Raw genomic sequence first — 14,296 nt, 5'->3', positions numbered from 1 at the left:
TGATTTATTGTTATAGTCTTAAAGGTATATATCTTTCACCAAGAGCCCGCAATACATTACCGAATACCTTTTTTACTTAATGCGACTACCTGATCAGCATTTTCCTGTGTGACAAAACCTGGACCCGTTTGAACTTCACCATTTGGTAAAACACCATATTTAGTGTACTGTGCTAAAAATATGATAGGTAAATAACCCTGTAAATACTGCTGCTGATCAATTGCAAATACCATATACCCTTTTTTTATTGACTTTAAAATAGCAGGCGAAAGGTCAAAGGTGCCAACTTTAATTTGGCCATTAGCACCGGCTTTGGTCAGTGCCACAATGGTAGGATCTGCACCAATTGACCCAAGAGTTAAAATACCATTAATATCACGGTGCTTATTTAAATAAGCTAATAATGCATTACGAATTTCTGTGGGGTCCGTCGTAACCGCCAGAACCGTGGCATGCCCTTCCATCCCATCAATAAAACCTGCACACCGTTGATCCAAACCCACATTGCCCTGCTCATGATTAACACACAGCGCTTTATTCACTCCCATTTTGCGCATTTTTATCCCAGCACCTTTTCCTGCTAAGTACTCACTTTGCCCCACATGCAAATGTACGCCTAGTGCTTGGTAACTATCAGCTCCAGAGTTCATTGAAATTACAGGAATACCTTGAGCAACTGCTTTTTTAATAGAGTCTCGCAGAGCGTCTTTATCAGGAATGGATACCACTAATCCTGCAGGCTGTGATGCAACTGCCGCATCAATAATTTGAGCCATTTTCACCATATCAAAGCTGTCGGGGGCACGATATTCTATTTTTACTTTGGCTTCTTGTGCCGCATTATCAACACCATTTTTAACCACTGACCAAAATGGATCTTGTGGCTGTCCGTGACTCACGACCACTATTCGCGGCATATCGGCTAACACAACAGAACACCAAATTCCACACACACTCATGCAAAGTAATAGTAGGCGTTTCATACGGTACAATTCCCTTTTTCGTTGTTATTTTTAACGGCTAGGCGCATTCTATTATTTTTATATCCTTTAGCCTTTACCTGAATTCGTCAATACTATTCTGATTACAGCTTCAATTCCTTTAGTTTTATCTGAAATACTCATTCAGCTAGCTCATCTAAAGAGTGATCAGCATAAAGTGTTCTCTCTTAGTTCTTTTTTTAAGGCTTAATTCTACCTTTCCTTATAGGTATACCTTTAAAAATGCACTTTTTTAGAGTGTGCCCCTAGATTTATCTGAATTTTAATTAGTGAGTCAATGAATTTATACCCCCCTTAACAATGAAATATTTATTTCAATTTCACTCTAATTTTATGAACTAGATGCCTTATAAATAAAATATTTATTTCATTTTTTACCATTTTACGCTATAACGACGCAAGAATAATAAGAGGGAATTGTTTATGACCAGCATACCACCAGAGACGCTGGCAGAACTTGAAGCAGAAATAACTACCAGACACAAAACATTAAGCAAACGCTTACGTCAAGTTGCTCACTTTATGCTTGAAAGGCCAAAAGATGTTGCTTTTGGTACTGTTGCCATTATTGCCCGTGATGCGGATGTTCCTCCCTCCACCTTGGTCAGGTTTGCTAACGCTTTTGGTTTTCAAGGCTTTAGTGACATGCAAAAGCTTTTTCGTGCCAAGCTTGTGGAAGATACACCAAGTTATAACGAACGTGTTCGACTGGCTCGCAAGCAATCACACACTACCCAGCATACCTCACCCATGGAATTACTTGAGGAGTTTACTACCAGTAATATGGTGGCCATGGATCAACTGATTAAGGAAGTAAATGCAAGTGATTTAGAAAAAGCTGTCAGTATCATTTATCAAGCACAAGCTACTCATATTGTTGGTTTTCGCCGCTCATTTGTGGTTGCCAGTTACTTTGCTTATGCACTTCGACATATTGAGCAACGAGCCTTTTTAATTGATGGCGTTGGTGGTATGTACCGTGAGCAAGCGACAACTGTCTCTGAAAATGATGCTCTGATTGCAATAAGTTTCAAACCCTACGCTACAGAAACACAAGACACATTGATAGCAAAACCAAAGGGTATACCGCTGATTGTAATTACTGACAGTCAGCTCAGTCCTCTGACACAGTATGCTGATGTTTGTTTTGTGGTAAAAGAAGCCGAAGTACGTTCTTTCCGGTCATTGACAGCGTCACTGTGTTTAGCACAGGCCATTGCTATCGGCTTGGCCTATCGGGTCGAAGAAGAAATAAATAACTCGTCTCAAAAATTAAATCAATAAAACGCCGTCTACCACAATAAACCTTACCAGGAAGGGTATAAATCGTTAGGAGTCTGCAATGATTAATTTAGCTTTATTTGGTGCAGGTCGCATTGGAAAAATCCATGCAAACAATGTCGCTCAACTGGCAAGTGTAAACTTAAAATACATCATCGATGTTAACCAAGCCTCTGCTGAAACATTAGCCGCACGTTATCAAGCACAATGCGTAGATACAGCAACTGCTTTACATGATCATTCCATCAATGCTGTCATCATCGCCAGTCCTACAGATACTCATGCAGATATACTTATTCAAGCCGCACTAGCTCAAAAAGCAATATTTTGTGAAAAACCTATAGATTTAAATAGTGAGCGTGTAGACGAATGTCTACGAATAATACAGCAACAAGACACATTATGTGTTATTGGTTTTAACCGACGTTTTGATCCACAATTTGCACAACTTAAACAAGCCATTAATCAAGGCAAAGTAGGTCAAATCCAACAAATAGGTATTACCAGTCGAGATCCCTCTCCTCCGCCAATAGAATACATTGCACATAGTGGTGGATTATTTCGAGATATGATGATTCATGACCTAGATATGGCACGCTGGTTACTTGATGAAGAGCCTTGTGAAGTTTATGCCAATGCCAGTTGTATCATTGATCCTGCAATAGGTGATCAAGATGATGTTGACTCTGCAATGGTTATTTTAAAAACCCCCTCTGGTAAACTGTGTCAGATTAACAATAGTCGTGCAACTACCTATGGCTATGACCAACGAATTGAAGTCTTAGGCAGTCAAGGCATGCTACAAGCCAATAATAATACCGCAACTAACCTTTGTTTCAGTGGTGGCAGCGGTATAATACATGAAAAGCCATTACACTTTTTTTTAGAGCGTTATGCTGATGCTTACCGACTAGAACTTGCTTACTTCGTACATGCCCTACAAGAAAAAAACATAAATTGCACACCTAATGCCTATGATGGCTTACAAGCACTTCGATTAGCGGATGCTGCCTTACTATCTCTCAAAAAAAATGCAGCCGTTAGATTGTAACCTGTTTTATCTTTTTGCAATACCTCCTCCCTCTTTTCTAACTTAAATCACCTTTTATGCCTTTTGGATAGCCAACAGCATAAAAGGTCTTCAGGTGGCATATTTTATCTGTTTTACTATACTAGCCTGCTCCATTGTAACCCATACAGAAACGTATAACTAATACCAAAAAAACACTTACTAAAACACCGATATTAAACACACATTTAACAGGTACAAATAAGATAAAATGATATATTTTCAATCATCCAAAACCACAATAGACTGCTATAGTTTTTATATTTTCACCGGCAAGCAAAAACAAGTTAACTATCGGTTACATGATGAATAAGCCGTTAATAAGAAGGACTTGAAGAGCAATAAGCTATTCACTGTTGTTCTATAAGCCCTTCTTCCCAATATTGACTTATAATTGTTTGTAACTCGCCAGATAACTCCAACTCCCCTAAAATCTGATCAAATTGATTAACAAAATGTTGCTTAAATGGGTACTTTTCTAAATTTTGGTTCGTATAACCCAAATGTCCATACTCGACAGATACCGCTGTTCCTTCAACCAAAAGATCAATTTGCTTAATAGGTCTTTTCTTTTTCAGATACTGCATAGTCCATAGAATTGCTTGACGATCATTCATATAACAATCTGTTTCGTGTGCAATTAACATTTGTATTAAATTACTTTGATTATTTGGATATTCTTTTATCGTAATTGCGCCCTCTTGAACGGCCTTATGAAACTGTGCGCCCCCCATAATAAACCCCACATTAAGACCAATAGTCAATCCATAATAATCCTGAGGCCAACGTGGACGTTTAACGGCCAAAATATCTTCTCGACAAAAAACGGATACAACCTCCTTCATCAAGGGTTTTGAATAAGGATCAATAAAAGGACGAGAAACTCTTTTTTTATAAGGAGGATACATCGCAAATGCTTTCCCCTGAGCAAGCATTTTTAGACCTCTTTTCCAAGGCACCGCCTGTATTGTAACCTGATAACGATGCATATCCTGTAATATCCGATTAATGATTTTCGTATAGACACCTGTTACCTTACCTTGTTCAACAAAACTATAGGGGTAGTAATCTATATCGGCTAAAACAGTCAATGGTATTCTTTCTGCACTAACCGATTTAGCAAATATTAAGCAAAGTACTATTTTCCAAAGAAATTGGCAGATAACGATTATCCTTTTTACAGACAACACCAAAATATTACTCAATATTGCTTACCTATGTTACATATAATATTCAAACATCGTATCAGTGTATTAAATAACATTTCTTGCCCTACAAAAATGTATATAATTTCTCATCTCATTTTAGACACTGTAAATAGCGTTTTACACTTAGTACAGGAAAGCTGAATTCCTGGTAGATCAGTATCTTTATCATAGCGCTCGTTTTTAGCTACCTCTGAGATATTAAAGCGCTGTTCACAACTAGGACAATAACAAAAAACCTGATTATTAATAACTTCAATATCAGCTACTGGAACAATGTCATTATAATAGGCTGAAGTGCTAGTTGAACCTGATAGCAAATCAATTGGAATAGGTACAACCACTGTGGACTTATCACTACTAATATCACTTAGTGTTTGTAAAATCCTCAACGTCATCGCACCAGGTGATGATGCTAAAAGGCGTGCAGCTTTACAAAAGATATCCGCTGTTACTTGATCAGATTCAGCTTTAATCCGTTGAGCTGTTGCTTCTTTTTGAGCCTCGGTTTCTCGCATCATTGCTCGTAAGAGATTTGGTTCCATACTAGCATCAGTTAAACGAATGTCTATATCACCCAATCCCCACTTCTTTGTTGTGACCCGGATAACATCCTCGATTTCTCCTGCGATGGCTGCTTTTTGTCCTCTTACCTCTTCGATTGTTTTGGTACCAATAACATCAGAAATTGTTGTCAACGCCAGCTGTTTAATACTCTGCTGATAGTCAACAACCTCAAGTAATGCCTGCTGGGAATCAACTACACGAAAATGAACAGTTCCTGAAATTGTAACAGATACATTACCATTCAAAACCACTTGCTGATCGGGTAAGTCAATAGTTTGAATACTGCTTTTAGTCGTATATATTTTTTGTAAAATGGGTATACAAAATCCCAACCCAGGAAAGACATGACCAGAAAATTTGCCCAGTGTTAATCTCACACCCAGTTCATCCTGATTAACCACATAAAACCCCAAAAATGTGATTACTGATTTTTTCATATATTAATATCACCTTATTTTTAAACAATTACTCATCAACAAACAGGAGATTCTTTAGAGTGTATACCCTCATATATTAGTCAATACTGTTACTACAAAACTGCCCCATCGACAGGTTTTAATTGCACTATTTACTGACTACTGATTAAAATATCTTGTTATAGCTTAGCTTTTCTTATTCCTATCCGTTTTAATGTAAAATAAGTTCGCGCATTACAACAGATTGCTTATGGTATTAGTAAGAACCTGTCTTATTGACCAAATGCTCATAATATTATTCCCAAAACGAAGGTTCTTTATACCCCTTGTGCCACAAGCGTATAAAAATGATTTGTGAAAGGTATATTCGGTAACAGTATATTTACACCATTCATAAGTTATTCAAGCCACCTTGCTGCCAAGTAGAGGGAATACTAAAATATCAAAAGCAATGAATTCCACATGTAATTATAAAAGGAGCTTAGCAAGACACTGAATTTAGTTTATAACCTTATCAGTCTAGATTAAGGTCTACATAATAGGACCAGCCATGAGTATACTTTTAAAAAAAATTAATTTTTTTCGACATTTACATTACGCCTTTTATATCTTTTCTATTATCTGGATATTACTTATACCCCCTTACTCATGTGCCAGCCCTGAAAATAACCAACGACCCTCAATCAACATTGCGACGGTTAACTGGCCAGGGTATACGAGTGAAGATGGCAGTGGCTTATACTTAGCAGTACTAAAAGCTATTTTCGAAGAAAAAATGGCTACATTGAATGTGTCATTAATGCCATACCTAAGAGCTAGACACTCAGTTGAAACATATCAAAATGATATTTTTTTAGTCGAAAGTGAGTTTTCAAAATCGTTTAAACTCATTTACTCACACATTCCTATTGATATTGGTAATGTTGACTTTTTTCATAGCCAAGATATTTTTTTCACTGACGCAACATCATTTTCAGGTAAAACTCTCGGTTGGGTAAAAGGTTACGAATTTCAAAGAAAAATTACTTTACCCGAAAGTCACTACAATACATTTCTTGTAAAAGATGTTCTTCAGGGTCTTATAATGACCACCCAAGGTCGTCTGGACTATTTTATTGATTATGATGAAGGTATAAGACAAGCAGCTCAAGAGCATAATATTGACATCAATAACTTTAAATTTACCCGCGGATTTCAAGAAGTCTACCTAGTCGGTTTTTCTACAGATACAAAAGGACGAAAGCTTAGAGTCATATATAACACGGGTATAAAGAAGCTTTTTACAACAGGCCAACTAGAAAATATCTTATTTGAACATGGTGTAATACCTCATATCATTGATGAACAACAAGTGACTGCTATATTGAGCTATTATAACAAACTATTTAGCCAATAAGATCCAATATAAAATAATATAATCGTTACAACAACCAAGGCAACCACGTATAATTGTACCTTTATTACAAAAGCCATTTTCTATAGCACTTTTGTTCAAAGTCATCATAACACCCTTCAAACACGCAATAAATCCTTCCCTGGAAGCTTGGTTGCTATCACAAAAAAAAGCACTATTTTTAAATAGTGTCTATTTATATCAAATCGAATTTTACAGTAATTCCTTACCATTAAAATAACGAACAGGTATTTTTGTAATTAACTCATCAGATGACATTCTAAAGTTAACAGCAACCCTAGGCTCAGGGCTTCCAGCAATTGTACGATAGTACATTATACAACCACAATTAGTGCAATGTATAAATTCAATTTCTTTATCTCCCCAGATATAACTTTTTTCGCCAGCAGCGCCTATACTGATTTTAACATCATCTGGTTTATAATAGCTCCATAATGCTTGATAACGATGGCATATAGAATAATTACAGCTCGTTACTTGTTCTGGTATAGCAGCTTCTACTTTAATATTCTCACAGTAACAATTATAAATACTTCATTCAAAACTAAGAATATTCATACCTATAAAACGATAAAGTATAGTTAAACAATATTTCCCATTCCAGCTAAACATAAACGATTTAATTTCCCCATAGAGAAAGCACCTGCATTTTGAGATTTTCCTACAATAGAAGACTACCCTTGGTAGCTACTGCACACAGTGCACCCTTTCAAAAAAAGTTCAAACTCTGCAACCCTATCCATCAACCATCCTTAAATAAACAACAGTGATACCTCAATGTCCGACTGACAAGACTAAGGCTTGGTAACGCACTTCGAACTATTCATTGAAAGAAAGGAAACGGCAGCAAAAAATTCATGATTTTAATTAAATAATAATATATTACAGCTGTTTTTATACACTAATATTGATAACATAAAACCGAACAAAGCAACTACTACGAGTTCTTAAGTAAAAAAACAACAAGCTAACCATGTTATAAGTATTTTTTTCAGTTTTTTTTGCAAAAATCAAAATCAGCTGATCAAACCCCAAACTCTTAACGTTCCAAAGTTTTTTAGTCAGGTAAATACTTATTTTAACAAAGCTGAAAATTATACTATTAAAGCACAACACTTATATCATTTACTTGCATAGTGATTTAAATCATACAAACTTATACATCTTTTGATGTATATAATAAAAATATTCTATTACTAACAAGCAAGGAAATAATAATGAAAAAACTCACCATAAAGAAAAATTCTGCGATGCTAGTCATGCTACTTGTAGCCATATGCAACCAACCAGTGACATACGCAGCTCAAGAAACCGATAATGGATACCACAGCTACCGAGTTGCCATTGGTGATAATTTCAAAGGAATCCAAAATGAGATAATTATACCCTGGGCGTATGGAGCGACAGGTGATCGAAGTATTGGTACCAATACCAATCCAGAAATGTTTTTTGGATTTTATAAAGATGCGGGTAGTGGCTGGAAAGGTTATGACGCTGGTGTAATTTATGATAAAAATGAAGGATGGCAAATTATTTTTAGTGGGAGTAAATGGGATGACACCAATGTTTCATTATCACCTGGTAAAAAATATTTAATGTCATCTGAAATCATCAAGAAATCCAATAAATATTATGCTGAAACTACCATTAAAAAAACCAATGGCAGCACTATACAATCACTTCGGTACTTAATACCAGATCAAACTTGGGCTAAGTCTATGTACCAAAATGGCGGACAACTCTCAAGACACATTGCATTGGCTTCCAATAAGGCAAGCACCGATGATTATATTTCTGATGGAGCATCACTTAAAGGCGCTTATTTTGGTAAAGGAACGCTGATTAAAGCAAATAACAGAACGTTAACTTGGACTGAGGCACTCTCAACAGATACATCTTTTTATAGCAACATTGATTTTGTAAATGATACAAGATATGGAGAACTTTCTGCCTACAAAACATATCATGATTATAGAGATAACTATAAACCCAAAAGCCGACTATTTTCTCTAAAACCAGAAACAAGATTAGGTTATGCAGCTGAGACAGTAGACATTATTTACAACGACTAACGTCTTTTGGGTAACATCATTAACGGTTTTATAGCTACTTTACGTCAAAATTTTCATCGATGAAATCAATAAAAAAGGCAGCTTACGCTGCCTTTTTTGTTCAAAGTCTAATTTTATTAAACTTTGATTTATTTCCAACCCGTCACTTCAGCCAACGCTTGACCAATATCAGCCAGACTACGTACTGTTTTAACACCAGCGTCTTCTAAAGCTGCGAATTTTTCATCGGCTGTACCTTTACCACCGGCAATAATCGCACCAGCGTGTCCCATACGTTTACCAGGAGGTGCGGTTACCCCTGCAATATAAGACACCACGGGTTTAGTGACATTGGCTTTAATGTAAGCAGCGGCTTCTTCTTCTGCAGTACCACCAATTTCACCGATCATCACAATGGCTTCAGTTTGTTCGTCTTGTTCAAACATCGCCAAAATATCAATAAAGTTGCTACCAGGAATGGGATCACCACCAATGCCAACACAGGTAGACTGACCAAAACCATAATCTGTTGTTTGTTTAACGGCTTCGTAAGTCAAGGTACCTGAACGAGATACGATTCCTACTTTACCTGGCTTATGTATGTGACCAGGCATAATACCAATCTTACACTCACCAGGAGTAATCACACCAGGACAGTTAGGACCAATCAAACGTACACCTAACTCGTCGCACTTCACTTTACAGTCAAGCATATCCAGCGTTGGAATACCCTCTGTAATACAGACGATCAATTTAATACCTGCATTCGCCGCTTCTAGAATAGAATCTTTACAGAAAGGTGCAGGCACATAAATAACAGAAGCTTCAGCCCCTGTGGCAGCAACGGCTTCAGCAACGGTATTAAATACAGGTAAGCCTAGATGGGTTTGACCGCCTTTGCCTGGTGTTACACCACCGACCATTTTAGTGCCATAAGCAATGGCCTGTTCTGAATGGAAGGTACCTTGTGAGCCAGTAAAACCCTGACAGATTACTTTGGTGTCTTTATTTATCAGTACGCTCATGCCTAGTTACCCTCCGCAGCCTTCACTACCTGTTGAGCAGCATCGGTCAGACTTGAAGCTGCGATAATTGCCAGTCCACTGTCTGCTAATTTTTGTGCCCCTAATTCAGCATTGTTGCCTTCTAGGCGAACAACAACAGGCACACTAACGCCGACCTCTTTCACTGCACCAATAATGCCGTCAGCAATCAGGTCACAGCGAACAATACCACCAAAGATATTCACCAGAACGGCTTTGACATTGTCATCTGACAGGATAATTTTAAAGGCTTCAGATACACGCTCTTTCGTTGCACCACCCCCGACATCGAGGAAGTTAGCCGGTGCGCCACCGTGTAACTTAACAATATCCATGGTGCCCATAGCCAAACCCGCACCATTGACCATACAACCAATGTTACCGTCCAGCGCTACATAGTTAAGCTCCCAACGTGCGGCATGGGCTTCACGAGGGTCTTCTTGCGAAGGATCATGCATATCCTGCAGTTTGGGCTGACGATACAACGCATTACTGTCGATATTAATTTTTGCATCCAGACAATGCAGATTACCTGCATCCGTAATAACCAGAGGGTTTACTTCAAGCAGTGCCAGATCATGCGCTTTAAATAGCTTGGCTAAGCCCAAAAAGATTTTAGTAAACTGTTTGATTTGATCGCCTTGTAGTCCCAGTTTAAAGGCCAAATCACGCGCCTGATAAGGTTGAGCACCCACTAATGGATCAATTTCAGCCTTGAGGATTTTCTCAGGCGTTTCTTCGGCAACCTTTTCAATTTCTACACCACCTTCCGTGGATGCCATAAATACAATACGGCGAGTGCCACGATCGACAACTGCACCCAAGTACAGCTCTTTCGCAATATCGGTACAGGACTCAACCAGAATTTTACTAACAGGCTGCCCTTTTTCGTCCGTTTGATAAGTGACCAGGTTATTGCCAAGCCATTTTTCAGCAAATTCTTTAACATCTTCTTTGGTGCTAACAACCTTAACGCCACCCGCTTTACCCCGTCCACCCGCATGGACCTGAGCTTTAACGACCCATGTGTCACCACCAATACGATCGGCCGCTTCAACGGCTGCTTTTGGAGTATCTACCGCGTACCCTTGAGATACGGGCAAGCCATATTCAGCAAAGAGTTGCTTTGCCTGATATTCGTGCAAATTCATGCCTTATTACCATTTTGCCTGGTTACGCCAAGTTACCAGCAGAAATCTAGTTCTGCGGACCAAATGGGCGGCTAAGCCCGACAGCCTCCCAACTGCCCTACAGCAACCGTCACTACCTCTTTACTTATTCATTATCAATAATGGGAATAGATAACGGGTAATGCTTCATTGTTATCTGGCTGCTGCTTATTTTACTTCCCAACCAATCGCAAGTTTGCCTTCGATGTTCTCAAGTAGCTGAACTCACTATTAACGGGAAGAGGAATTCTTATACTTAGGCTGGGTAACTTCCCACCAGCCTAAATATATATTGCGTTTAATCAGAGTTATTTACGTTTTTTGCGGTTCGCAATATGAATCGCATGTCCATCAACTGCCAACGCAGCTTCATGCAATGCTTCAGAAACAGTGGGGTGAGAGAAAATCATCAAGCCCAAGTCTTCAGAACTAGAGCCAAACTCCATAGCAATAGCACCCTGCTGTACCAGTTCTGCTGCACTTGGTCCAATAACATGAACACCAAGGATACGGTCAGTTGCTTCATCAGCCACCACTTTCACCATACCTTCTGTCTCGTTAGAGGCCATTGCACGACCACTGGCCACAAATGGGAAAGTACCCACTTTGTAGGGTTCACCACTGGCTTTCAATTCTTCCTCTGTTTTACCGACCCATGCTATCTCTGGATGAGTGTAGATGACTGAAGGAATAAGGTCATAATTCATTTGTGCAGCCTGACCAGTAATCAACTCTGCAACCATGATGCCTTCTTCAGAACCTTTGTGAGCCAACATAGGACCACGAACCACATCGCCTACTGCATAAATGCCTGGTACGTCTGTACGGCACTGGTCGTCAACAAAAATTGCGCCGCGCTCATCCAAGTTTACACCACAGCCAGGTGCTAACAGGCCTTCGGTATAAGGGCGACGACCAACAGCAACAATTAATTTATCAAAGGTAATTTGTTGCTCTTCACCTTTGTCATCCAGATATTTTACGATGACTTCCTGGCCTTTATTTTCAGACCCCGTGACACGACAGCCTAAGCGAATATCCAATTCTTGTTTTTTGAATACTTTCAAGGCTTCTTTGGCAATTTGCTGGTCTGCTACTGATAAAAAGGCTTCTTGTGCTTCAAGAACAACAACCTCAGACCCTAAACGCGCCCAAACTGAACCCAACTCTAAACCAATAACACCTGCACCAATAACGCCTAAACGCTTAGGCACTTCGGTAAATTCCAGCGCACCTGTGGAGTCAACGATTAACTCTTCCGTTAATGGAGTTGGTGGGATATCGATAGGCACAGATCCAGTGGCAATAATAATATTTTCAGCGTCCAAAACTTCGCTGCTGCCATCCTGTTTGGTCCATTCCACTTGTTTGCCAGGAAGCACCTTGCCCATACCGTGTAAAGACGTCACGCCGTTGGCTTTAAATAAACCTGCAACACCTGTCGTTAGATTATTTACAATCTTGTTTTTCCGGGCCAGCATAGTTGAAACATCAACTTTCAAATTATCCAGGCTGATACCGTGTAATTTAAATTCTTTATGTGCCGACTCATACTTGTATGAGCTATCTAATAGTGCCTTTGATGGAATGCAGCCCACATTCAAACACGTGCCACCTAAAGCTTGTTTACCATCTTCACGTGTCCACTTTTCAATACAAGCGGTTTTCAAACCTAATTGGGCAGCACGAATAGCAGCGACATACCCTGCAGGCCCTGAACCAATAACAACAACATCAAATTTTTGTGCCATTTCTGTTTCCTAACTTGCGTTTTTTCGCGATGCAAACAGTACCACTTCTCCTCAAAAAAGAGGAGAAGTCAGGCCACTATTTCCAATAACATCAAATATCTAAAAGCATCCGCGCAGGATCTTCCAATAGCTCCTTGATGGTCACCAGAAAAGAAACGGCTTCTTTACCATCTAACAGCCGGTGGTCATAAGATAACGCCAGATACATCATAGGTAAGATCTCTACCTTACCATTTACCGCCATTGGGCGATCCTGAATCTTATGCATTCCCAAAATGGCGCTTTGTGGTGGGTTCAGAATGGGGGTTGATAATAGCGAACCAAAAACACCACCATTGGAGATGGTAAAGGTTCCCCCCGTCATTTCGTCAATTCCCAGTTTACCATCACGCGCTTTGAGTCCGTATTCACGAATAGTGGCTTCTATTTCTGCCAACCCCATATTCTCGGCACTACGCAAAACTGGGACAACCAATCCCCGATCTGAAGACACAGCAACACCTATGTCTTGATAGCCATGATACACAATATCATTACCATCGATAGATGCATTTACCGCAGGAAAACGCTTCAGCGCTTCAACTGCTGCTTTAACAAAGAACGACATAAAGCCAAGCCGAACACCATTGTGCTTCTTCTCAAACAGCTCTTTATAACGGCTGCGAAGTTCCATGATGGGCTGCATATTGACTTCATTAAACGTGGTCAACATGGCTGCGGTTTGCTGTGCTTCCACCAGTCGCTGAGCAACACGGGCACGCAGCCGCGTCATAGGTACGCGTTTTTCCACTCGCTCACCAGCGAATACAGGTGCTTTAGGTTCTGGCGTGACCGTTGTGGGTTTAGGTGTCGAAGGTGCTGTTGTCGTCTTGGTCGTAGACTGTGACTCAATATACTTGAGTGTATCTTCTTTAGTAACACGTCCCCCTTTACCAGAGCCAGGAATCTCTTGTGGATCAATACCATGCTCTTCTGCCAGCCTACGTGCTGCTGGACTTAAAATTGGCGACTCATCATTCGTTTTTGCTGCTGGCGAAGCAGGCTCTGCGGCTTTAGCGGATGCAGCAGGTTTAGCGGAGGTAACAGCACCTTCAGCAAAAATAGCAATCAGTTCTTCGCTAGTGACGGTTTCACCTTCCCCCTTCACGATTTCCTGTAGCACGCCCTCGGCAGGCGCTACAACCTCCAATACCACTTTATCTGTTTCAATATCCACCAACAGGTCATCGCGAGAACAAGCATCCCCAGGCTGCTTGTGCCAAGTGGCTACCGTACCATCGGCAACCGATTCAGGAAATGTAGGCGCTTTTATTTCAGTGGCCATGAGAA

Annotated in this window: 12 protein-coding genes; 4 read left to right on the top strand and 8 right to left on the bottom strand. The window is 39.6% G+C overall.

The window, feature by feature from the left end:
• Positions 1 to 56 precede the first annotated feature (56 nt).
• Positions 57 to 983, bottom strand: coding sequence for a sugar ABC transporter substrate-binding protein (locus ACQ96U_RS01285; RefSeq protein ID WP_431719414.1), 927 nt, complete (start codon positions 981 to 983; stop codon positions 57 to 59).
• 441 nt (positions 984 to 1,424) lie between these two features.
• On the opposite strand from ACQ96U_RS01285, the gene ACQ96U_RS01280 reads away from it, so the two are divergent.
• Positions 1,425 to 2,285 (top strand): MurR/RpiR family transcriptional regulator, encoded by an 861-nt coding sequence (locus ACQ96U_RS01280; protein ID WP_431719413.1) that lies wholly within the window; start codon positions 1,425 to 1,427, stop codon positions 2,283 to 2,285.
• A 58-nt stretch (positions 2,286 to 2,343) separates the two neighbouring features.
• Positions 2,344 to 3,333: an inositol 2-dehydrogenase gene (gene iolG / locus ACQ96U_RS01275; protein WP_431719412.1), complete on the top strand. Its 990-nt coding sequence runs from the start codon at positions 2,344 to 2,346 to the stop codon at positions 3,331 to 3,333.
• Positions 3,334 to 3,701: 368 nt separating this feature from the next.
• Here the strand turns inward: iolG and ACQ96U_RS01270 are convergent, their stop codons facing one another.
• Both ACQ96U_RS01270 and ACQ96U_RS01265 read right to left on the bottom strand, forming a co-directional pair.
• The gene (locus ACQ96U_RS01270; protein WP_431719411.1) at positions 3,702 to 4,556 is read right to left on the bottom strand and encodes a substrate-binding periplasmic protein; all 855 of its coding nucleotides are present in this window, start codon (positions 4,554 to 4,556) and stop codon (positions 3,702 to 3,704) included.
• Positions 4,557 to 4,645: 89 nt separating this feature from the next.
• Positions 4,646 to 5,560, bottom strand: coding sequence for an SPFH domain-containing protein (locus tag ACQ96U_RS01265; RefSeq protein ID WP_431719410.1), 915 nt, complete (start codon positions 5,558 to 5,560; stop codon positions 4,646 to 4,648).
• Positions 5,561 to 6,089: 529 nt separating this feature from the next.
• On the opposite strand from ACQ96U_RS01265, the gene ACQ96U_RS01260 reads away from it, so the two are divergent.
• Positions 6,090 to 6,935 carry a hypothetical protein gene (locus ACQ96U_RS01260; RefSeq protein ID WP_431719409.1) on the top strand — a complete coding sequence of 282 codons (846 nt, stop codon included), beginning with the start codon at positions 6,090 to 6,092 and terminating at the stop codon, positions 6,933 to 6,935.
• 210 nt (positions 6,936 to 7,145) lie between these two features.
• Here ACQ96U_RS01260 and ACQ96U_RS01255 read toward each other — a convergent pair whose 3' ends face one another.
• Positions 7,146 to 7,268 carry a hypothetical protein gene (locus ACQ96U_RS01255; RefSeq protein WP_431719408.1) on the bottom strand — a complete coding sequence of 41 codons (123 nt, stop codon included), beginning with the start codon at positions 7,266 to 7,268 and terminating at the stop codon, positions 7,146 to 7,148.
• 902 nt (positions 7,269 to 8,170) lie between these two features.
• Between ACQ96U_RS01255 and ACQ96U_RS01250 the strand changes: the two genes are divergently transcribed.
• Positions 8,171 to 9,025 (top strand): hypothetical protein, encoded by an 855-nt coding sequence (locus ACQ96U_RS01250; protein ID WP_431719407.1) that lies wholly within the window; start codon positions 8,171 to 8,173, stop codon positions 9,023 to 9,025.
• A 128-nt stretch (positions 9,026 to 9,153) separates the two neighbouring features.
• Here the strand turns inward: ACQ96U_RS01250 and sucD are convergent, their stop codons facing one another.
• The 4 genes from sucD to odhB form a co-directional block, all read right to left on the bottom strand.
• Positions 9,154 to 10,029, bottom strand: a complete 876-nt coding sequence (gene sucD, locus ACQ96U_RS01245) for a succinate--CoA ligase subunit alpha (protein WP_431719406.1) — start codon at positions 10,027 to 10,029, stop codon at positions 9,154 to 9,156.
• 2 nt (positions 10,030 to 10,031) lie between these two features.
• The gene (gene sucC / locus ACQ96U_RS01240; RefSeq protein WP_431719405.1) at positions 10,032 to 11,198 is read right to left on the bottom strand and encodes an ADP-forming succinate--CoA ligase subunit beta; all 1,167 of its coding nucleotides are present in this window, start codon (positions 11,196 to 11,198) and stop codon (positions 10,032 to 10,034) included.
• Positions 11,199 to 11,524: 326 nt separating this feature from the next.
• On the bottom strand, positions 11,525 to 12,967 hold the full coding sequence (lpdA, locus tag ACQ96U_RS01235; RefSeq protein WP_431719404.1) for a dihydrolipoyl dehydrogenase: 1,443 nt from the start codon (positions 12,965 to 12,967) through the stop codon (positions 11,525 to 11,527).
• A gap of 91 nt (positions 12,968 to 13,058) precedes the next feature.
• Positions 13,059 to 14,291 (bottom strand): 2-oxoglutarate dehydrogenase complex dihydrolipoyllysine-residue succinyltransferase, encoded by a 1,233-nt coding sequence (gene odhB / locus ACQ96U_RS01230; protein ID WP_431719403.1) that lies wholly within the window; start codon positions 14,289 to 14,291, stop codon positions 13,059 to 13,061.
• Positions 14,292 to 14,296: the final 5 nt, after the last annotated feature.

The organism is Zooshikella sp. RANM57, assembly GCF_050749885.1.
Lineage (GTDB): Bacteria > Pseudomonadota > Gammaproteobacteria > Pseudomonadales > Zooshikellaceae > Zooshikella.
Note: the sequence above shows the minus strand (reverse complement) of the source record. Positions and strands in the feature narration are given on the sequence as shown.

What these genes read in the sequence shown, in the direction of transcription:
- ACQ96U_RS01255 (WP_431719408.1), bottom strand. Translation starts at nt 7,268, where the DNA reads ATGTACTATCGTACAATTGCTGGAAGCCCTGAGCCTAGGGTTGCTGTT.
- ACQ96U_RS01285 (WP_431719414.1), bottom strand. Translation starts at nt 983, where the DNA reads ATGAAACGCCTACTATTACTTTGCATGAGTGTGTGTGGAATTTGGTGT.
- ACQ96U_RS01265 (WP_431719410.1), bottom strand. Translation starts at nt 5,560, where the DNA reads ATGAAAAAATCAGTAATCACATTTTTGGGGTTTTATGTGGTTAATCAG.
- iolG (WP_431719412.1), top strand. Translation starts at nt 2,344, where the DNA reads ATGATTAATTTAGCTTTATTTGGTGCAGGTCGCATTGGAAAAATCCAT.
- ACQ96U_RS01280 (WP_431719413.1), top strand. Translation starts at nt 1,425, where the DNA reads ATGACCAGCATACCACCAGAGACGCTGGCAGAACTTGAAGCAGAAATA.
- ACQ96U_RS01260 (WP_431719409.1), top strand. Translation starts at nt 6,090, where the DNA reads ATGAGTATACTTTTAAAAAAAATTAATTTTTTTCGACATTTACATTAC.
- sucD (WP_431719406.1), bottom strand. Translation starts at nt 10,029, where the DNA reads ATGAGCGTACTGATAAATAAAGACACCAAAGTAATCTGTCAGGGTTTT.
- lpdA (WP_431719404.1), bottom strand. Translation starts at nt 12,967, where the DNA reads ATGGCACAAAAATTTGATGTTGTTGTTATTGGTTCAGGGCCTGCAGGG.
- sucC (WP_431719405.1), bottom strand. Translation starts at nt 11,198, where the DNA reads ATGAATTTGCACGAATATCAGGCAAAGCAACTCTTTGCTGAATATGGC.
- ACQ96U_RS01250 (WP_431719407.1), top strand. Translation starts at nt 8,171, where the DNA reads ATGAAAAAACTCACCATAAAGAAAAATTCTGCGATGCTAGTCATGCTA.
- odhB (WP_431719403.1), bottom strand. Translation starts at nt 14,291, where the DNA reads ATGGCCACTGAAATAAAAGCGCCTACATTTCCTGAATCGGTTGCCGAT.